17 protein-coding genes and 1 pseudogene are annotated in these 19833 nt (G+C 41.8%); 9 read left to right on the forward strand and 9 right to left on the reverse strand.

From position 1 onward, the window contains the following. Nucleotides 1-50: 50 nt before the first annotated feature. Nucleotides 51-1418 (reverse strand): nucleotide 5'-monophosphate nucleosidase PpnN, encoded by a 1368-nt coding sequence (gene ppnN / locus C6H66_RS07770; protein WP_105395271.1) that lies wholly within the window; start codon nucleotides 1416-1418, stop codon nucleotides 51-53. A gap of 122 nt (nucleotides 1419-1540) precedes the next feature. Next, nucleotides 1541-2389 carry an NADPH-dependent 7-cyano-7-deazaguanine reductase QueF gene (gene queF, locus C6H66_RS07775; RefSeq protein ID WP_046394368.1) on the reverse strand — a complete coding sequence of 283 codons (849 nt, stop codon included), beginning with the start codon at nucleotides 2387-2389 and terminating at the stop codon, nucleotides 1541-1543. Between the two features lie 147 nt (nucleotides 2390-2536). Between queF and syd the strand changes: the two genes are divergently transcribed. After that, nucleotides 2537-3091: a SecY-interacting protein gene (gene syd / locus C6H66_RS07780; RefSeq protein WP_046394367.1), complete on the forward strand. Its 555-nt coding sequence runs from the start codon at nucleotides 2537-2539 to the stop codon at nucleotides 3089-3091. Nucleotides 3092-3421: 330 nt separating this feature from the next. On the opposite strand, the gene C6H66_RS07785 is transcribed toward syd, so the two are convergent. Next, complete coding sequence (locus C6H66_RS07785) at nucleotides 3422-4555, reverse strand: hypothetical protein (protein WP_046394366.1); 1134 nt, start codon at nucleotides 4553-4555, stop codon at nucleotides 3422-3424. Between the two features lie 836 nt (nucleotides 4556-5391). Next, a pseudogene (locus tag C6H66_RS07790) lies at nucleotides 5392-5571 on the reverse strand (IS481 family transposase); the annotation flags it as partial. Between the two features lie 746 nt (nucleotides 5572-6317). Here C6H66_RS07790 and C6H66_RS07795 point away from each other — a divergent pair. Both C6H66_RS07795 and truC read left to right on the forward strand, forming a co-directional pair. Continuing rightward, nucleotides 6318-6650: a YqcC family protein gene (locus tag C6H66_RS07795; protein ID WP_105395272.1), complete on the forward strand. Its 333-nt coding sequence runs from the start codon at nucleotides 6318-6320 to the stop codon at nucleotides 6648-6650. 1 nt (nucleotide 6651) lies between these two features. Next, nucleotides 6652-7422 (forward strand): tRNA pseudouridine(65) synthase TruC, encoded by a 771-nt coding sequence (gene truC, locus C6H66_RS07800; protein ID WP_105395273.1) that lies wholly within the window; start codon nucleotides 6652-6654, stop codon nucleotides 7420-7422. Between the two features lie 114 nt (nucleotides 7423-7536). On the opposite strand, the gene C6H66_RS07805 is transcribed toward truC, so the two are convergent. Beyond that, the gene (locus tag C6H66_RS07805; protein ID WP_105395274.1) at nucleotides 7537-8712 is read right to left on the reverse strand and encodes a hypothetical protein; all 1176 of its coding nucleotides are present in this window, start codon (nucleotides 8710-8712) and stop codon (nucleotides 7537-7539) included. Nucleotides 8713-9212: 500 nt separating this feature from the next. On the opposite strand from C6H66_RS07805, the gene C6H66_RS07810 reads away from it, so the two are divergent. After that, nucleotides 9213-9662, forward strand: a complete 450-nt coding sequence (locus tag C6H66_RS07810) for a flavodoxin (RefSeq protein ID WP_105395275.1) — start codon at nucleotides 9213-9215, stop codon at nucleotides 9660-9662. A gap of 57 nt (nucleotides 9663-9719) precedes the next feature. Here C6H66_RS07810 and C6H66_RS07815 read toward each other — a convergent pair whose 3' ends face one another. The 4 genes from C6H66_RS07815 to map form a co-directional block, all read right to left on the reverse strand. After that, complete coding sequence (locus tag C6H66_RS07815; protein ID WP_036781518.1) at nucleotides 9720-10106, reverse strand: DUF3461 family protein; 387 nt, start codon at nucleotides 10104-10106, stop codon at nucleotides 9720-9722. A 214-nt stretch (nucleotides 10107-10320) separates the two neighbouring features. Next, nucleotides 10321-11145, reverse strand: coding sequence for a 2,3,4,5-tetrahydropyridine-2,6-dicarboxylate N-succinyltransferase (gene dapD, locus C6H66_RS07820; protein ID WP_105395276.1), 825 nt, complete (start codon nucleotides 11143-11145; stop codon nucleotides 10321-10323). Between the two features lie 47 nt (nucleotides 11146-11192). Continuing rightward, complete coding sequence (gene glnD, locus C6H66_RS07825) at nucleotides 11193-13841, reverse strand: bifunctional uridylyltransferase/uridylyl-removing protein GlnD (RefSeq protein ID WP_105395277.1); 2649 nt, start codon at nucleotides 13839-13841, stop codon at nucleotides 11193-11195. A gap of 136 nt (nucleotides 13842-13977) precedes the next feature. Beyond that, nucleotides 13978-14775, reverse strand: coding sequence for a type I methionyl aminopeptidase (map, locus tag C6H66_RS07830; RefSeq protein WP_036812107.1), 798 nt, complete (start codon nucleotides 14773-14775; stop codon nucleotides 13978-13980). A gap of 428 nt (nucleotides 14776-15203) precedes the next feature. On the opposite strand from map, the gene rpsB reads away from it, so the two are divergent. The 5 genes from rpsB (at nucleotide 15204) to ispC (ending at nucleotide 19828) form a co-directional block, all read left to right on the forward strand. Further along, complete coding sequence (gene rpsB, locus C6H66_RS07835) at nucleotides 15204-15929, forward strand: 30S ribosomal protein S2 (RefSeq protein ID WP_036781258.1); 726 nt, start codon at nucleotides 15204-15206, stop codon at nucleotides 15927-15929. A 150-nt stretch (nucleotides 15930-16079) separates the two neighbouring features. Beyond that, nucleotides 16080-16931: a translation elongation factor Ts gene (tsf, locus tag C6H66_RS07840; protein ID WP_046394359.1), complete on the forward strand. Its 852-nt coding sequence runs from the start codon at nucleotides 16080-16082 to the stop codon at nucleotides 16929-16931. Between the two features lie 153 nt (nucleotides 16932-17084). Further along, nucleotides 17085-17813, forward strand: coding sequence for a UMP kinase (gene pyrH, locus C6H66_RS07845; protein ID WP_036781253.1), 729 nt, complete (start codon nucleotides 17085-17087; stop codon nucleotides 17811-17813). Between the two features lie 119 nt (nucleotides 17814-17932). Next, nucleotides 17933-18490 carry a ribosome recycling factor gene (gene frr / locus C6H66_RS07850; protein WP_105395290.1) on the forward strand — a complete coding sequence of 186 codons (558 nt, stop codon included), beginning with the start codon at nucleotides 17933-17935 and terminating at the stop codon, nucleotides 18488-18490. A gap of 141 nt (nucleotides 18491-18631) precedes the next feature. Next, nucleotides 18632-19828 (forward strand): 1-deoxy-D-xylulose-5-phosphate reductoisomerase, encoded by a 1197-nt coding sequence (gene ispC, locus C6H66_RS07855; protein ID WP_036812102.1) that lies wholly within the window; start codon nucleotides 18632-18634, stop codon nucleotides 19826-19828. The last annotated feature ends 5 nt before the right edge of the window (nucleotides 19829-19833 follow it).

The raw sequence follows: 19833 nt of genomic DNA on the forward strand, positions 1-19833 counted from the left end.
AAATGGCACAATGCTCCATCCGTGGAGCGCGAATATTTTTTCAGGTAACTTTATTTAATAATTTCGTAGCAAGGCTCGTAGGCAGTGCCTCCCGGTAGTTTCATTCGATGCTGTTCCACAAAGTCTTTCAATAGCTTATCCATATGGCGCATTATTTTAACATCCCCGTGGATTTTGAATGGACCCTGTTTTTCAATCGCTTGAATACCCACCTCTTTCACATTACCGGCAACAATCCCGGAAAAAGCCCGGCGCAGTGACGCTGCCAGTTTTTCAGATGGTTGATCAGAATGGAGATTAAGATCAGCCATGTTTTCATGGGATGGTTCAAACGGCTGTTGCAAATCATAATTGATCTTCATTGACCAATTAAAACTATATGCATCACCGGTACTGTGGCGGCTATCTCTCACTAATGGCATCGCTTCTTTCATTATTCTGGCAACTTCGGGCGCATTATCAATGATGATGTGATAGTAGCGTCGTATATCTTCGCCCAAGGTATGAACAATAAATTCGTCCAGAACCTGGAAATAGTCCTCACTCTCCTTTGGTCCGGTAAGAATTAATGGCAGTATTTGCTCCTGATTTTCCGGGTTCATCAGAATGCCTAGCAAATAAAGTAATTCTTCCGCTGTACCGACGCCACCAGGGAAAATAACGATACCATGAGCAATACGAACAAAAGCTTCCAGACGTTTTTCTATGTCTGGCATGATAATCAGCTCATTCACTAATGGATTTGGAGGTTCAGCCGCAATGATTGAGGGTTCGGTGATACCAATAAAACGGCTATTTTTATAATTCTGTTGGGCATGGCCGACAGCCGCGCCTTTCATCGGTGCTTCCATTGCGCCGGGGCCACAGCCAGTACAGATATTCAGTCCACGTAACCCAAGCTGATTACCGACTTTACGGCCATATTGATACTCTTGCTTACTAATTGAGTGGCCTCCCCAACAGACGATCATGTTGAGATCGTCATCGGTATGCAGCGCTCTGGCATGGCGCAGAATAGAGAATATTCTGTTGGTGATATGCGCACTATTCTCTGAATCGGAATAATCCGGTTGTCCTGGATCGGTAATTTGTGTATGGACAAACAAGATATCCCGCAGCACTGCGAACAGGTTAGCTTGTAGTGAATGAATAATTTTTCCATCAACGAATGCGTCTTCTGGTGGATCTATCAGTTCCAGTTTTACTCCACGCTCACGGCGCAGTACGTTAATTTCAAAATCGGTGTATTTAGAGAGCAGCTCTTTACTATTATCGGTTTGGCTACCTGAATTGAGTACGGCCAGTGAGCAATTACGGAACAGGCGATACAGATCACTTTTTGCGGTACTCTTTAGCATATCTACTTCAAGTTGAGATAATAAATCCATTGAGCCGAGTGGGTTGATATGTGTGATCAAGAATGACTCCTTGTATACCGTGTATGGATTACATATCAATAGCACTAAACTGAATGTATTACATACCCTATTTCAGCTTATTTTTCAGAAATTGCGCTTAGGAAAACAGATTTAAAGCAGATCTATTGACGTGCCAGTCTGCCTATAGCTGGAATAAAGCTTGCACTATTTGTGCGCCACGGGTTGATATCTAATCCCCCACGACGGGTATAACGAGCGTAGACTGAAAGCTTTTCTGGTGCACATAATTGTTGTAAATCGTTGAAGATACGTTCGACACATTGCTCGTGAAACTCATTGTGATGCCGGAATGATATTAGGTAGCGTAACAATGCTTCCCGATTGATTTTTGCCCCTTTGTAGTGAATCTGGACAGATCCCCAGTCAGGTTGATGGGTGATCAGGCAATTAGATTTCAGCAGATGGCTAACCAAAACTTCTTCTACCAGCGGGCCTTGTGCTGCATCTTGCAGATAATGACGATTGAAATCATATTCAGTCACTTCAATGTCCTGATCGTCAATACATTCGCCTGTAAAAGTGGAGATTGGCTGATTATTGAAATGATCTAAATGATGAAGAGTCACTTCCACCTTGCCTTTAGCACAAGCAGCCAGATCGCGCTGTAGTGTTTCTTCAACGACTTGCCAGTTTTCAAAGCGAGTTTGGTTAAAACTGTTCAGATAGAGCTTAAAACTTTTAGATTCAATCAGGTTTTTACTTGTTGCATTTAAACTAACATGCCCGACAGCAACTTGTGGCAAACCACGGCTATTTAGCCATGACAGTTCATATAGCGTCCAGATATCAGCGCCATGAAACGGCAAATTATCAGGGAAAATTTCCAGCGGTTCACGGTTCATATTGCGGGGTACAGCTTGCAATAAGCTGGCATCATATTGGTCACGATATAAAGTGGTTTTACCCAGAGTAAGTTGCTCAAGAGCTTGGTGATCCCGATATAACGACATGTTATTCCTCAAAATCTGATAGTAGTGATTGCTTAAGTTTAGCAAGTTAGGGAGTTTGTCTGAATTTTATTTGTTCGCTCAGTTTACTATCTTTGGTTTATTATAAAATTGTTAAGTACACCCTAACAGTTACCGGTTGAAAATAATATGATTTCTAATGTTACAGAAGCGTTGTCTAATTTTACTCGTTGTTATGTTGATTTGTGGCAAAAGGAAACCGGAGCCCCTCCTGCCAGCCGTGAACTTTATGGTGTGCCATCACCTTGTATTACCCAGACTGGTGACAACATGGTTTATTGGCTTCCACAGCCTTTTCCTTTAGAGGATAAGCTGAATAGCGTCGAAGTTGCACTGGATATTCAATTACAACCGGCAATTCATGATTTTTATACATCACAATTAGCCGGTGATATGACGGTAACATTTGAAGGTCAGCGGTTTAGTTTGATTCAGGTTTGGAGTGAAGATGACTTTATCCGTTTACAGGAAAATCTGATAGGACATTTGGTGACGCAGAAGCGGCTGAAACTGTCGCCAACGGCGTTTATTGCGACGATGGAATCGGATGATATGGGGATGATTTCTCTGTGTAATTTGACCGGTGAAGTGATCTTGGAACAATTTGGCAGCCATAAACGAACGCGGTTATTTACCGACTTAATTGGGTTTCTTGGTGCAATTGAGCCTGTCTTTATTCGTTAGGTATAACGACTTGCAATTGAAAACCGCTCGACCTGCAATTAACAGCGGTTTTCAGTTCATATTAAGTGATTCTCACCGAGCTTCCAACCCAGAATAAATGACAATAAATCTACATTATTTGCCTCTAATCTGCATTCCATCCCGACCAACCTAGATTATTTGCAAATGAAAAAAATGCTCCATTATCGCGTCAAGGTTCGATGTAATGGGACGTAGAAAAATGAACCCTGTAAAAGAACACCAAATGTCACAATTTTTGGCAAAAAATATGCAAAGTCATTAATGTTCAACGAATCCTCGTTTGCTGGAGGCTGATGCTCGTCACTTGGATTATTTAATGACATCGTAGATCGATTTTTCATTCAGGAAATTGGAGGCCAGTCCTGAAGCCGGTGAAAATGGACTCCCCTTTACTGAAGAAAAGTTGGCGTTACTTGTGCCATGAGAAACTTGGCGCTCCCCTTTATTGCTTTCGGTAATTAAAGTATAAGAATTACTATGCATTTTTGTATACAGGTCTGCATTTCTTTCCATGGCTTTATGGAGTTCCAGTAGCTGCGCATCATCCAAATTAAGCTTTTTATCCAGATTGCATCCCCATCTTGTCAAGCATACTTCGGCAAAATGACGGACAATCATTCCTGGTTCATACAAAACTTTGCCACTGCTGATCCCATCAAGGGATGCGTTACCGACAAGTGTAGAGTGCCGGCCGGGCATTGGATAAATATGTACAGCCGTTGATTTATCCGTTTCCGGGATCACGCAAGAAAAACCTTTTGAACGTTCATCCTTTGCATAAAATGCCACGTATTCTCTGACGTTCTTCCCTAAAGAAACCCTTTCTCGTTGGAAATTCCCTAGGCCAGGTACTGGGTCTATTACAAAAATATTTACCGGGATCGCTTCTAAGTCAGGATCTTCAAGCATCGAATTGGCGAGCATATGGCAACTTATTCCTCCCCGACTCCAGCCTATAAGGTTGACCTGTGTTGGAAGTATTCCGTCCTTACGAAAAGTTTTAATAATTTGCTGCTGTAGTTGTTGCTGCGTAACTTTTCGTTTGCCATAGTCATAGTGTCGCCAGAAAAAGGAACCTGTGACTTCAACATCCTTAATTGGAATTCCCGATTCTTTGAGCTTATTATATTGTTGTTCAGTTAACTTTTCGCGTTGCCAGCCGAAACTACCTTTAATAATATGGGTGGCATGCTTGACATTTTCTTCCCAGCCGTAGCCGAGTGTTTTGCCTGCCCAGTCGTAATGTTCCCCGCTTTTTTCCCAAAGTTCATCATCCTGAAGGTTGCCGCTACCTGGGCCATCGATGATTAACCATTCGGCAAACTCGCGTCCCAAGTTATGGGACGCCAGAGTGGAAACCAATTCCCCGTTCCAATAATTAGGGTTTGAATCATCAAACTTGGTGGCTGCTGTCCCGCAGAAATAAATCGTCATTACTGTCATAATAACCTCTGTTGTCTTATCTGTGTGTCAGACTCTGCCTGGTAAAGCGTCTCCCCGGCGGGATATAAAGCTTAATCGAAATTATTTCTGCACAGCCGGCGACCATTTGGCAGAATGGTTGTTAAGTGAGAACCATATAGTTTATTGCCGCCCTTTTTCCCGGCCCGCAATATCTACAAGTGAAAACTTATATCGACTCGAAAATAATCGACTTTAAGCCATACTTGTTCTAGGGAATTAATGTCCTTTAAAATGGGCACTGGGATTTTTTCCTCCGTGTATAAGGTGGAAAATAATTAACCACAGTAAAATATATTTTGATTTTAAATTATTAGGGACTTACAACATGATTAATGCCAATTGTTTTTTCTATTATTTTATTTACCTATTATATTAATAGGCTGCGATGAAATTTTTAATAACATTAATATTTTTATTAAAAAATTCAATAAACTAACCTTTGCTCATCTAATTAAATTTTAAGTTGACTATTGATGATAAGTTTTATCCTTAATTCTCAAAAAGACATTACTATTTTTATCTGTCATGTCATTAATTAAGTATAGCTAAAGATCTATTTATTTCCACTAAATTTTAAGATTATTTAATAACATCCTATTAACCTTCATGTTGATATATGGAAAGCCAATAAAGTTATTTGGTTTTCAAAATAAAGTTAGTGAATCATTGTTCTATTTGCATCGATAAGAAATATAAACAGGATAATATTATGTCATGCTTATTATTATTATTTTTAATAGAATTAACCATCCTAACAATCGTCATATTTAGGTGTATTCGCAATTAATCTTGGAATTATTTTAGTATTGATGGTTTATTAGACGCAGGGCCGACTCGGCATCCTCACCGTAAATGCAGAGGTATTCCTGATAAGCTGTGCCGCTCCGATCATCCATCCCACTGAACAGCATCAAGGTAGGTTAGCCTTTATCCGGATCAATCCACTCCAGTACATCAATGTGTTTCAGATCGGAAGGTGACATATCAAACTGCCAGTAACCCAGTGTTGCGGGTTGACGGTCTATCGTGATGAGCGCGATTCTTTATCTACAAAACAGTGACTTACTGGATGGCGTATGGGGAGCTGTACAACGGTAAACACACCTCGCTTACGCTCTGACACGGGATTCATTTTCTGCGAGGCCACAACAGGTTATAGATTTCATTTTCAGTTATTGTGGGTTGAAAAACACGATAAATGCAGGTTGCTACAGTCACGCCCGGATTTTTAACTCTACATTTGTGAGATATCTCTTACACTTCATGTAAGAGATATCATTGTTTACTTTTGTGAGTTTCACATTAGTTTATTATTTTCATTTTATTTCAATAGGCTATAAATAATTACAGATTTTATTCCTTATCCTCACTTACTGGTTCCATTATGTGTAGCTTGTTTCATCGAACAAATTAATTCATGCTGTCCTCAGCAGGAAAGGAATCATTACGCACAATTTCTCAAGGACAGATAAGTGATGATGGTCAGGATGACACAATGCATAACAGGATCGTATGCAACATAAATAAAATGATGGGTAAGGGATAACCAACAGGGACAATTTGTCAAGGAGTGAGCAGGGAGCATATTATTAGCGGGACTGCTATAAAATCAACTTAAGGGGAGCGCTTGTTCGCTCCCTTCTCTTATTTGGTGGAGCAAGCAAATTTTCAGCTTAAGGGGTATCGATGGTATTCTTGCGAACTTGGTTGTTTTGAGTAAAAACTGAGTCAGGCTGAAAATATGAGTATTGCAAAACAAATTCTGCATAAATTACAGTTAATTGAAGAAGCCATGAGGGAAATTGACCTGTGGCAGAGCCATCCGCCTAAACCCGAAGCTTTCGAAAGTATTGAGCCATTTTCCATTGATACGATGTTAGCTGAAGAGTGGTTACAGTGGGTATTGATTCCGAGAATGTATGCATTATTGGAACAGGGATTGGCGTTGCCTACGGCATTTGCTATCGCGCCTTACTTTGAGGAATCCTATAAAGAAGATACTACCGAGCGTTACCAGCGACTGCTTGAACATCTTCGTGAGTTGGACCGCTTATTTATGCAGGATAACGTCTGATATGTTGGAAGTATTATATCAGGATGATTATATTGTGGCAGTTAACAAGCCCGCGGGATGGTTAGTTCATCGTAGTTGGTTGGCGCGTCACGAAACTCTCTTTGTCATGCAGACATTACGTGATCAGATTGGTCAGCATGTTTTCCCGGTACACCGTCTGGATAGACCAACGTCAGGTGTATTGCTGATGGCGCTTTCCAGTGATGTTGCCCGTCAGCTTTCTCAACAGTTTGAATATCATCAGTTACAAAAAACTTATCATGCCGTCGTGCGCGGTTATGTGTTGGAAGCAGCTATTATTGATTACGCTCTGGTTGAGGAGCTGGATAAGATCGCGGATAAATTTGCACAGGGTGAGAAAGAGGCTCAGCCCTGCGTGACTTATTACCGACCACTGGCAACGGTGGAATGTCCGGTAGAGATAGGTCGTTACCCTACATCACGTTTTAGTTTGTTGGAATTGACACCGAAAACAGGCCGAAAACATCAATTAAGACGCCATATGGCACATATTCGTCACCCAATTATTGGTGATACGACACACGGCGATTTACGGCAAAACAGAGGAGTTACCACTCATTATCAAACCAGTCGATTGATGCTTCATGCCAGTTGTCTTGAGTTAGATCACCCTGTTACGGGTGAAAAATTATCGCTTACGGCAAAATGGGATGCGTCATGGCAGCATTTAATACAACAATTTGGCTGGCAAGGTATTATCCCGGATTTGGAGTGTGATGAAGCGAGTAAAATAGAAAGTTTCGTAGATTAGGATATTTTCAAAGAATACTCATTAGTCTTTATCTCTTAATTGAGATAATTAAGAGATAAAGGCAACATTTATATATTGTTAGTAAAGATTGGTAATATATGAATTTATTGGTTTTTACTGGTCAATGTTATTATTTGAATTGATTCTTGAAAGAAAAATAGTTGAGATAACTATTGAAGAAATTAATAATATTATAAATACAGCAATGATTTTTTCAACGCCAACACCTGAACAAATAGTATAAAAAAGAATGATCATAGTAATAAAGACATAAATACCTGATTGCATACCCAAAGTATAAAGAGAGTTTTTTGAATACAATCCCAAATAAGAGAAAAAAACAGGTTGCATAATGGTATTAGCTAAAAATACCATAATTGTGAATAGCAAATAGAGTATGCCAGAATTTGTCATAATGCTAAGTAAACAGAATCCGAGAGAAAATAATTGCATGATATTACCTATCATGATTCTTTTGGTTAAAAGTGCGGATTTAATGATTTTCATGATCCCAATTGCACAGGGGAACCATATAACCACTAATATGATATACATTTGAGTCATGTCAATATGTTCAAAATATTTTGTTCGCATTGCTGGCATAATCATTAAGGATAGAAAAAAGCAAACATTGATGATAACTAAACTGGAAAAGGCAAATAAAATAACTAATTTATTGGTTGTTTTCACAGAATCTTTAATATCCTGTTTTTGTTTTTTTAAATTATGTCTTTTAAAACCAGTGAAATAGATAATTGAAGCAATAAAATAAATAGAAGCAGCAAAAAAATCTGCTGATGTGTGGGAATTTAGACTTAAAAGAGAGAAAATAACTGGAATTAAAAATGGCAGGCTTAATAACGCCAGGATTAAAATAGAAAAATCACTATTAGTTTTCTTTTCATTTCCTGCGGTTATAAGGATATTTCTTCCCATTATGACAATAAATCCACTTATTACTCCCCATAATATTCTATGCAGAGTATCCAACCAAACTGGAATAAGTATTGTTTCTCTTGCAAAGAGAGTGCAGTTTATCGTTGCTAATAATAAGAAGAAGCCAAAAATATTTCTTTCAAAAAAAACAATATTCATTTTTCGAATAAAAAAGGATATGGTCATACACCCCAGAGATAATCCCAATAAATAGGAAAAAACAGGAACGTAAGCGTTTAAAATCATGCCTCCATCTTTAAGCACGGTATCTACCCAAATCATTAGACCCGATGAGCCGATAATATTTGCGGTACTTAATAGTATACTCAGCACAACAGCTCTATTGTTAAACATGGTGATCGTTTTCCTTTATTTAGTGCTTATTTGTGCCATTCTATTAACCTCATAATACTATTTCTCATCTTGAAATAAAGTATATGGTCATTTTTCATATTAATATCAATAATATCAGTTAAAGTTGTTTAAAAAAATGATTTTAATACTGAATTATTATTGGTTAAATAACTTGATCTAAGACGACATAACTTCTGTTACTTTATCTTGGTTGTCACAGAAAACGAGGCTTTTGATGATTATCTGTTACCGTTTTATGTAGAATAACCACAGTTATTGATCGCTACGTCTGTTCGTAATTAGTTTAACAGATATATGATTAGTCATTAGTGCTGATGGGATACTGTTTACATGACAGAATGAGCTTAATAGTGGCAATATTTGATTTGATACGACGACTTAGCTGGTAAAGGTAATTATCCCTGATTTGGGAAGGGTTGAGTTTTCTGCTGTTGCCAGCGAGGATAACTAATAATTCCTTTAAAAAGAGATAATAAGTTATGGCAAAGATAGGTATTTTTGTTGGTACTGTTTATGGTAACGCGCTTGCTGTTGCAGAAGAAGCACAGCAGATCCTTGAACAACAAGGTCATGATGTAGAAGTCTTTGAAGAAGGGGAGCTGGAACAGTGGCAATCCTATCTTAATCAAATGGTTTTAGTTATCACTTCAACTACCGGGCAAGGAGATTTGCCCGATAATATTCGGCCTCTTTACCATTCCCTGCGAGATGAATTGGGGTATCAGCCTGAATTACGCTATGGCGTGATCGCTTTGGGTGATAGCAGTTATGAAAATTTTTGTGGTGGTGGGCGTACTTTTGATGAGTTGCTACAAGAACAAGGGGCGATAAGAATCGGTGAAGTTTTGATGGTGGATGCGGTGGAAGAAGCTGAACCGGAAGTTTTTGCTCAGCCTTGGATCAAGCAATGGGGAGAGTTAATTGAATAATCTCAATACACCGCTTATACCAAATAAGATATAGGCGGTGTAATTAATAGAACCGTTTTATTTACGGGTTAGTTTTTCCAGATCGGCTTCAATCTCGGCAATCTTGTTGGCAACAACGTGTTCAAGATGACGTAAGTCATCAAGAATTTTGTGTTTCAAATCGACTTCTGCTTGGTCGCGTTTGCAAATTTGATCTAACTCTTCAATCACATAACGTAGGTTAGTGTTGATTTCGTTGATCTCTTTGTATCCTTGCTCTGTATTGTTTGCAGTTACAGTCTTGCGTTGACGCGGATATTTGAATTTCACGCTTTTAGCAAAGAATTCACCTTTATCCTTGCGGAAATAGATTTTCAGAATATCGTTGTTAGCTTCCTGACGTAGACTATAGCGGTCAATTTCTTCGGGATATGTGATCCCCAGGCTCTTTAAGTTATCGTACATAGCACCACCTTAAGGGTATTTTTCCCAGTAGGTTATTTTATGTGTCATTTTGAATCCGGATTTTCGCTAAACGCCTTACGTACTCTGTGTACGTTTCGGGTTGTGCACGTTGTCCGCATTCAAACTCCCTATATTAATAACACTGACTGAGGTCGGTAATGATGATAAAAAGCAAAAAAATAGCGGACTTATTTATTATCCGCTATTTTAAAGTTTAATCTATCGCTCTGAGTAGTTCATTAATGCCCACTTTTCCTCGTGTTTTGGCATCCACTTTTTTGACAATGACAGCACAATACAAGCTGTAACTACCATCTTTTGATGGGAGGTTGCCAGAGACAACAACGGAACCGGCAGGGATGCGGCCATAATGGATTTCGCCTGTTTCACGATCATAGATTTTGGTGCTTTGACCGATATAGACACCCATTGAAATCACTGAACCCTCTTCGACAATGACACCTTCCACAATTTCAGAACGGGCGCCAATAAAGCAGTTGTCTTCAATGATGGTTGGGTTCGCTTGCAATGGTTCCAATACACCGCCGATGCCGACACCACCGGATAAATGGACGTTTTTACCAATTTGGGCACAGGAGCCGACAGTCGCCCAGGTATCTACCATTGTCCCTTCATCAACATAAGCGCCGATGTTGACATAGGAAGGCATCAGTACGCAGTTACGGGCAATGAAGGCCCCTTGACGTGCTGCCGCAGGAGGCACTACGCGAAAGCCCTCTTTTTCAAATCTTGCCTGATCATAGCCAGAGAATTTCATCGGAACTTTATCGAAATAACGGCTTTCTGTGCCATCGATGATCCGATTTTCATTAATACGGAAAGAGAGCAGTACAGCCATTTTTAGCCATTGATGAGTGACCCACTGACCGTCAATTTTCTCTGCAACGCGAAGTTTTCCACTATCCAGCAGGTTGATGACTTGAGTAACTGCATCCCGTATTTCATGGTTGACTGTTGCTGGAGTAAGCGTTGCGCGGTTTTCAAATGCACTTTCGATAATGGATTGTAATTGCTGCATTGCATCGGGTTCCTTGGTTATCGTCCGAATCATGGGCTTATATTGAGTTATATTTTATCCTTTGGATTTAGGGTTGCTGTCAACCTTTCTGATAATTCTTCTCTGACTTTTTTATTTAATGCTTTGTGGTCTTTATCCGCCAGAACAAAAAAATCTTCGACACGTTCACCGATGGTGGTGATATGTGCGCCATGTAGTGAAACCCCCATTTCAGCAAAAATATTACCGACTCTTGCCAGTAATCCCGGTTGATCCAGGGCAAATAGTTCCATATAGGTTCGTCGTTTGTTATGGGTAGGTAAGAAGGTCACTTTTGTTGGTACGTTGAAGTGGCGCAGTTTAGTTGGTAATTTTCGCGTTTTCGGTGTTTTGGTATGAGGGTCCAGAACGACTTGTAAAAGTGCGTTACGTATTATTTCGTGGCGATCCAATGCTAGAGGATGACCATTGGGTTCCAATACCACAAAGGTATCCATTGTCATACCATCACGATTGGTAAATATTTGAGCATTATGAACACTCAGGTTACGTCTATCCAGTTCGCCGACAACTGCCGCAAACAGGGAAGGGCGATCTAAGCTCCAGATAAAAATTTCTGTACCGCCGCGGGTTGGCTTGGTACTTATCAGTATCAGTGACTCTTGAGAATCATGTTGCACTAGATGACGGGCGTGCCAGGCAAGTTGTTTTGGCGTATGGCGAAGGAAATAATCTGCATGACAACGACTCCAGAGCTGATGAAGTTTCTGTTCGTTAATATTATTTTGGCGTAACAGAGCAAGTGCCTGAAAACGGTTGTGGCGGATACGTTCACGAAAATCTGGTGTATTTCCCTGGCGTAATTGATGCTCTGTAGAAAAATAGAGCTCCCGTAACAAGCTCTGTTTCCAACTGTTCCATAGATTGATATTGGTTGCGCAGATATCAGCGACTGTCAGGCAGATTAGGTAGCGTAACCGGGTTTCATTGAGGATTTGATGGGCAAATTGCTTGATGATTTCTGGGTCCTGAATATCTCGTCGTTGAGCTGTGACTGACATTAACAGATGATGACGAACCAGCCAGGCTACCAAATCAGCTTCTCGTGAGTTAAGCCCGTGTTGCAGTGAAAACGCTAGCGCATCGTCAGCGCCAAGTTCAGAATGGTCGCCAGTACGCCCTTTGGCGATGTCATGAAATAGCGCAGCAAGACGTAGAAGCTCAGGTTGAGGCAGACGAGGGTATAGCTCAACACAGAGTGGATGGGCTGGACGGTTATTCTCATCGGCAAAACTTTCCAATTTTCTCAGTACGCGGATGGTATGTTCATCGACGGTATAGGCGTGAAACAGATCAAACTGCATCTGACCGACAATATTGCCCCAAAGCGGTGTGTAAGCGCCAAGAACACTGTGACGATGCATGGGCACAAATGCGCTTTCAACCGCCCTGGGGTGACGTAGAATATCCATAAAGATTTGGCGAGCCTCCGGCAATTCACACAATGGCTGAGACAGGTTGCGGCGCGCATAACGGAGGTGGCGTAACGTAGTAGAATAAATGCCTTGAACTTCCTCATATTCTGCCATGCGATAAAACATCCGCATAATAGCTGCGGGTTCTTTGATAAACAGGGTTTCGTCGATTAGATCAATAAGTTGCCCCCGTAGCTGGAATTCACTGTCCAGTGGGCGGGATTTTTCATTGGTTTCCAGTGCCAGAATAGCTTCATCAAACAGTTGCAGTAGCATATTGTTGAGTTCGCTAACGCGGCGTGTCATCCGATAGAAATCTTTCATCATTCGTTCTACCGGTTGATTACGTTCCCCTTGATAACCTAATAATTGAGCAATACTGAACTGGCGATCAAATAACAAGCGATTATCATAACGGTTGACTACCAGATGAAGAGCAAAGCGGATACGCCAAAGGAAGCTTTGGCATTCATTTAATTCATTACGTTCTTCCGCTGTTAGGAAACTAAAGTCGACCATTTCATCTATGGAGGTTGCACCAAAATGGCGACGGGCAACCCACAGTAGGGTATGAATGTCTCGCAACCCTCCGGGGCTGCTTTTGATATCAGGTTCCAGATTATAACTTGTACTGTGATAGCGCTGGTGGCGTTCGTGTTGTTCAGCAATTTTGGCATCAAAGAAGTCAGTAGAAGGCCAAAAACCATCACTGAAGGTATGTTGCTGTAATTGAAGAAAAATGGCTGGATCGCCGCAAATTAATCGTGATTCGATTAAATTCGTCGCGATAGTTAGATCTGACAGCCCTTCCAGCAAACACTCTTCGAGTGTGCGAACACTATGGCCGACTTCCAGTCGGATATCCCATAGCAAAGTGATAAATTGTCCAACATTCTGAGCTTGAGGCGGTGTGAGCGACTGTTCGCTGAGTATTAGTACGTCAATATCAGATAGCGGATGCAGTTCCCGTCGGCCATATCCGCCGACGGCAATCAATGAAAGTGATGAAATCTTATCAAATCCATAGGCATGCCATAATTGTTGTAATAACTGGTCTATGTAATCACTGCGTGCAGAAATCAAGGCTTCTGCGGAAATCCCCGCTTTAAATGCATGCTCTAGCCAAAGTTGAAATTCTTCGAGGTGCTGTTTCAACACAGGGTAGCGAAGTTCTTCACTAGAAAAATCAGCGGGAGAAAGTGGCGGGATAGGGGCCCGAATTGTGGCGATATCTGCTGGCATAAGCATAAACCTATGAGAAGGGCGAATCATAAGGCCAGATTACTGAGAAAGTAGGGGGTTAAACAAGAGGATATTGCAGAGAAGAGATGAGAAGCCTTGTATGATTTCAGCAAGGCTTCGTAGTTTGCTATTTTAATTATTCATTTACCAAGACTGCGGAAAGCTCTGGCTCTTCTTCTTTACGCAATGTCATGATTTCACAGCCGTTATCAGTAACAACAATGGTATGTTCATACTGTGCGGACAGGCTGCGGTCCTTCGTTTTGACTGTCCAGCCATCTTTCATGGTACGGATGCGGTAGTCACCGGTGTTAACCATTGGTTCAATAGTGAAAGCCATACCTTTTTGCAGAACAACACCACCATCATCGGCGTCGTAGTGCAGTACTTGTGGTTCCTCATGGAAGCCTTCGCCGATGCCGTGACCACAATATTCACGGACCACAGAAAAATCGTTGGCTTCAACAAATTGTTGGATGGCTCTACCAAGAGTGCGTAGACGAATGCCGGGTTTCACCATTTTTAAGGCCAGATAGAGGCTTTCCTGAGTGATGCGGCATAGGCGCTCGCCCTGGATGGTTGGTTTACCGACAATGAACATTTTTGATGTATCACCGTGGAAGCCCTCTTTGATGACAGTCACATCGATATTAACAATATCGCCATCTTTCAATGCCTTATCATCACTTGGGATACCGTGACACACTACGTCATTAACAGAAATACAAACGGATTTTGGGAAACCGTGATAACCAAGACAGGCAGAGACAGCTTGTTGTTTATTGGTAATGTGATCGTGACAGATACGATCTAATTCACCTGTTGTTACACCGGGTTTGACGTAAGGTTCAATAATTTCCAACACTTCTGCCGCCAGTCGACCGGCGACGCGCATTTTTTCAATATCTTCAGAGGTTTTAATTGAGATTGCCATGAAACTTGTCCATTCAATGCCAGCGAATCTGCTGGTTGTATGTTTTTCAACAAGGAAAAAATTATTGAACTAATGGTATCAGCCTACAGAATATCTGCCAATAACAGTTGGCAGCCCTATTTCCCTCGTTACCTTTTTGCCTATCAAGAATACCTTCCGTAACCCTGCCTTTCTTTTCACATTGAGCTATCGGAAAGTGACAACAAAAGTTGGTGTCTTAGGTGGGTTTATGATATAAAGCGCGCCGGCGTTCTCTGTATTTGCCACTGAGGCAAAACAGAGTGGCGTTAAATATACTCACTGTGTAATAACACACACGAGTCGGCACATACACCGGGGTGCTCTCATGCAGAACATGCAGCTAAGGAGTCGGTGTTATGGGGCTCGTGGAGGCATAACCCCAACTTAATATTTTACAGAGGTTTACAATGGCAACTGTTTCCATGCGCGATATGCTGCAAGCGGGCGTTCACTTCGGTCACCAGACTCGTTACTGGAACCCAAAAATGAAACCATTCATCTTTGGCGCTCGCAATAAAGTGCATATCATCAACCTGGAAAAAACTGTTCCAATGTTCAATGACGCGTTAGCTGAACTGAACAAAATTGCTTCACGCAAAGGCAAAATTCTGTTTGTTGGTACTAAGCGTGCTGCGAGCGAAGCGGTTAAAGAAGCAGCTCAGAGCTGTGATCAATACTTCGTTAATCACCGTTGGTTAGGCGGTATGTTGACTAACTGGAAAACCGTTCGTCAGTCCATCAAACGTTTGAAAGATTTAGAAGCACAGTCTCAGGACGGTACTTTTGACAAACTGACCAAGAAAGAAGCGTTAATTCGTTCTCGTGAACTTGGTAAGTTAGAAAATAGTCTGGGCGGTATCAAAGATATGGGCGGCTTACCTGACGCTCTGTTTGTTATCGATGCTGAACATGAACACATTGCTATCAAAGAAGCAAACAACTTGGGTATCCCAGTGTTTGCGGTTGTTGATACTAACTCTGATCCAGATGGCGTTGATTTCATCATCCCTGGTAACGATGACGCAATCCGTGCAGTAAAACTGTATCTAGGTGCTGTTGCTACTGCTGTTCGTGAAGGTCGTTCTCAAGATCTGGCTGTTCAGGCAGAAGAAAGCTTTGTAGAAGCTGAATAATAAGGCAAGCTCATTATTGAGCCCTTATTAACCAGGTATTGAAATATATTGGTTAGGGGGGCCTGTTATGGCCCCCTTTTACGTATCTAATATAAGAACTATCCATGCGGAATACTCTCTTCCTGCGGGATACATCGAGGAATAAAACAAATGTCTGGAATTACCGCTGCTTTGGTAAAAGAACTGCGTGAGCGTACTGGCGCAGGTATGATGGAATGTAAAAAAGCGCTGGTTGAAGCTAATGGCGATATCGAGTTAGCGATTGACAACATGCGTAAATCAGGTCAAGCGAAAGCGGCTAAGAAAGCAGGCCGTGTTGCTGCTGAAGGTATCATCCTGGCAGAAGTAGCTGCTGATGGCAAATTCGGCGCTTTAGTTGAGCTGAACTGTGAAACTGACTTCGTTGCTAAAGATGCTGGCTTCATCGCTTTCGGTAAAGAAGTTATGGCGGCAGTATTGGCTGATAAAGTCTCTGATATTGAAACGCTGAAAGCTAAGTTCGAAGAGCAGCGTACTACACTGGTTGCTAAAATCGGTGAAAACATCAACATTCGTCGCGTTTCTGTATTAGAAGGCGAACAACTGGGTACTTACCTGCATGGTGCGCGTATCGGTGTTCTGGTTGCGGCTGAAGGCGCTAATGAAGAGCTGATTAAGCATGTGGCTATGCACATCGCTGCAAGCAAGCCAGAATATGTTAACCCAAGCGATGTACCTGCTGACGTTGTTGAGCGTGAGCACCAAATCCAACTGGATATCGCAATGCAGTCTGGTAAGCCACGTGAAATCGCAGAGAAAATGGTTTCTGGCCGTATGAATAAATTCACCGGCGAGATCTCTCTGACAGGTCAGAATTTCGTGATGGATCCGAGCAAAACTGTCGGCGATCTGCTGAAAGAAAACAATGCTAAAGTGACCAGCTTCATCCGTTATGAAGTGGGTGAAGGTATTGAGAAAGTTGAGACTGATTTCGCAGCAGAAGTTGCTGCAATGAGTAAATAGTCTTAATTTTTACAAACAGGGCCGCCAAATGGCGGTTCTGTTTTATCTAATCTAAACCGCCTATTCCAGTAGGCGTTGAGTTTTTGCATCTGGTCAGAATGACCCGGATGTATGTCAATCCCCAATATACTTTTCTGCTTAGGACAGAACATCATGGCAACCAATGCAAAACCCGTATATCAGCGTATCCTGCTTAAACTCAGTGGCGAAGCCCTGCAAGGTGCAGAAGGTTTTGGTATAGATGCCAGCGTTTTAGATCGCATGGCTCAGGAGATCAAAGAACTGGTTGAGTTAGGCGTACAGGTCGGTGTCGTCATTGGCGGTGGTAATCTGTTTCGTGGTGCTGGCTTGGCAGAAGCAGGAATGAACCGTGTAGTCGGCGACCACATGGGCATGTTGGCAACAGTAATGAATGGTCTGGCAATGCGGGATGCATTACACCGCGCCTATGTGAACGCCCGTCTAATGTCTGCAATTCCTTTAAATGGCGTTTGCGATAACTATAGTTGGGCAGAAGCAATTAGTTTGTTACGTCATGGTCGTGTTGTTATTTTCTCTGCCGGTACCGGCAATCCGTTCTTTACTACAGATTCGGCAGCGTGTTTGCGTGGTATTGAGATTGAAGCCGATGTTGTGCTAAAAGCAACTAAAGTAGATGGTGTTTATTCGGCTGATCCGGCTAAAGATTCGGAAGCGGTATTGTTTGATAAGCTCTCCTATCAGCAGGTATTAGAGCGTGAATTGAAAGTTATGGATTTGGCGGCATTCACGTTGGCTCGTGATCATAGCTTACCCATTCGCGTATTTAACATGAATAAGCCGGGGGCGTTACGTCGTGTGGTGATGGGGGAAAATGAAGGTACCCTGATTTCTCATGAGTAATGTTCAAAGACACCAGAGATGTTTGGCGGTATGATGAGTCGCCTGATACGCCAAATTTAACAAATCATGGTCATAATGATTTATGGCTTGAAAACAACCAGTTCCCAAGGGTTTGTAACGTGATTAATGAAATCAAAAAAGACGCACAAGACCGTATGGAAAAGAGCGTCGAAGCACTTAAAAACCAAATTAGCAAGGTTCGTACTGGCCGAGCTTCTCCTAGTCTGCTGGATGGTATCACTGTTGAGTATTATGGTGCGCCAACGCCTTTGCGTCAGCTTGCTAACGTTGTTGCTGAGGATGCACGTACCCTGGCTATCACGGTATTTGATCGTACTATAACGCCGGCGATTGAAAAGGCAATCATGGCTTCTGATTTAGGGCTGAATCCATCTTCTGCGGGGACAACAATCCGCGTTCCTTTGCCACCGTTGACAGAAGAGCGCCGTAAAGATTTGATTAAGGTGGTTCGTGGCGAAGCTGAGCAGGGGCGTGTCTCTGTGCGTAATATTCGTCGTGATGCTAACGACAAAATCAAAGCGCTGTTGAAAGACAAAGATATCAGTGAAGATGATGAGCGTCGTGCGCAGGATGATATTCAAAAGCTGACGGATAATTTCATCAAAAAAGTTGATGAAGCTTTAACGAAGAAAGAAGAAGAACTGATGGAGTTCTAATCTCTTTCGTGAGATATATTGAGCGCTGCTATCTTGCGGCGCTATTTTTATTCGGCATTTCTCTGAAGTCATGAGCGTTCATAGCCAGGCAAATCAGACAAGTATTAATACACACCAAATAAAACAATTCAGAGCATCAGTATGAAAAGGTTGACCATCCTTGGTTCCACAGGTTCCGTAGGCAAAAGTACACTTACTGTAGTTCGCAATCATCCGGATAAATTTAAAGTAACAGCGCTTGCCGCAGGAAAAAATATCCAGGTTATGGCTGAGCAATGTCTGGAATTTCGGCCTCAATATGCTGCAATGGCGGACGAAGTTTCCGCAAAAGAGTTGCGTCAGTTGCTCATTGAACAAGGCTGTAAAACCGAAGTATTTTTCGGGGAACAGGCTGCGTGTGATTTGGCTGCGTTGAATGATGTTGATCAGGTTATGTCTGGGATTGTTGGTGTTGCCGGTTTATTACCAACGCTGGCGGCCATCCGTGCGGGTAAACAGATTTTACTTGCTAATAAAGAGTCGCTGATTACCAGTGGTCGGTTTTTTATGGATGCGGTGGCGCAACATAATGCTCAACTATTACCCATTGACAGTGAACATAATGCTATTTTCCAGAGCTTACCTGAAGTCATACAGCGAAACCTTGGACGCGGAGATCTAAAACAACACGGAATTGCTAATATCATTCTGACAGGATCTGGCGGGCCTTTTCGTCATACTCCTTTGGAGCAATTGGCTTTTGTTACACCGGACCAGGCTTGTGCTCATCCGAATTGGTCGATGGGGCGTAAGATTTCGGTAGATTCTGCGACAATGATGAATAAGGGGTTGGAATATATTGAGGCGTGTTGCTTGTTCAATGCATCTGCGGCGGAAATGGAAGTGGTAATCCATCCTCAATCGGTTATTCACTCTATGGTCCGTTATCAGGATGGCAGCGTTATTGCTCAATTAGGAACGCCGGATATGTGTACGCCAATTGCCTATGCAATGGCGTACCCAAATCGTATTGCTTCTGGTGTTGAACCTCTTGATTTTTATTCTTTAGGTACACTGACGTTCTCGAAACCAGATTATGAACGGTATCCATGTTTGAAACTGGCTATTGAAGCTTGCCACGCAGGCCAGGCTGCAACGACAGCCTTGAATGCAGCGAATGAAGAGATCGTTAAGGTTTTTTTACAAAATGGAATCTCTTTCACAGATATTGCAATTATAAACCGGCAGGTTGTAGAAAAATTAAATTTACCGGAACCTCAGAGCATTGAGGAGGTCTTACAGATTGATAATCTCGCAAGAGAGTTGGCTATGAAGACTATTCGTTCATTTATCAGGTAGTCTTG

The organism is Photorhabdus hindustanensis (assembly GCF_002968995.1).
Classification (GTDB): Bacteria; Pseudomonadota; Gammaproteobacteria; order Enterobacterales; family Enterobacteriaceae; genus Photorhabdus; species Photorhabdus akhurstii.

Excerpts from the sequence above, each read along its gene's own strand:
- queF (WP_046394368.1), bottom strand. The coding sequence starts at position 2,389 with ATGTCGTTATATCGGGATCACCAAGCTCTTGAGCAACTTACTCTGGGT.
- syd (WP_046394367.1), top strand. The coding sequence starts at position 2,537 with ATGATTTCTAATGTTACAGAAGCGTTGTCTAATTTTACTCGTTGTTAT.
- C6H66_RS07785 (WP_046394366.1), bottom strand. The coding sequence starts at position 4,555 with ATGACAGTAATGACGATTTATTTCTGCGGGACAGCAGCCACCAAGTTT.
- C6H66_RS07795 (WP_105395272.1), top strand. The coding sequence starts at position 6,318 with ATGAGTATTGCAAAACAAATTCTGCATAAATTACAGTTAATTGAAGAA.
- truC (WP_105395273.1), top strand. The coding sequence starts at position 6,652 with ATGTTGGAAGTATTATATCAGGATGATTATATTGTGGCAGTTAACAAG.
- C6H66_RS07805 (WP_105395274.1), bottom strand. The coding sequence starts at position 8,712 with ATGTTTAACAATAGAGCTGTTGTGCTGAGTATACTATTAAGTACCGCA.
- C6H66_RS07810 (WP_105395275.1), top strand. The coding sequence starts at position 9,213 with ATGGCAAAGATAGGTATTTTTGTTGGTACTGTTTATGGTAACGCGCTT.
- C6H66_RS07815 (WP_036781518.1), bottom strand. The coding sequence starts at position 10,106 with ATGTACGATAACTTAAAGAGCCTGGGGATCACATATCCCGAAGAAATT.
- dapD (WP_105395276.1), bottom strand. The coding sequence starts at position 11,145 with ATGCAGCAATTACAATCCATTATCGAAAGTGCATTTGAAAACCGCGCA.
- glnD (WP_105395277.1), bottom strand. The coding sequence starts at position 13,841 with ATGCCAGCAGATATCGCCACAATTCGGGCCCCTATCCCGCCACTTTCT.
- map (WP_036812107.1), bottom strand. The coding sequence starts at position 14,775 with ATGGCAATCTCAATTAAAACCTCTGAAGATATTGAAAAAATGCGCGTC.
- rpsB (WP_036781258.1), top strand. The coding sequence starts at position 15,204 with ATGGCAACTGTTTCCATGCGCGATATGCTGCAAGCGGGCGTTCACTTC.
- tsf (WP_046394359.1), top strand. The coding sequence starts at position 16,080 with ATGTCTGGAATTACCGCTGCTTTGGTAAAAGAACTGCGTGAGCGTACT.
- pyrH (WP_036781253.1), top strand. The coding sequence starts at position 17,085 with ATGGCAACCAATGCAAAACCCGTATATCAGCGTATCCTGCTTAAACTC.
- ispC (WP_036812102.1), top strand. The coding sequence starts at position 18,632 with ATGAAAAGGTTGACCATCCTTGGTTCCACAGGTTCCGTAGGCAAAAGT.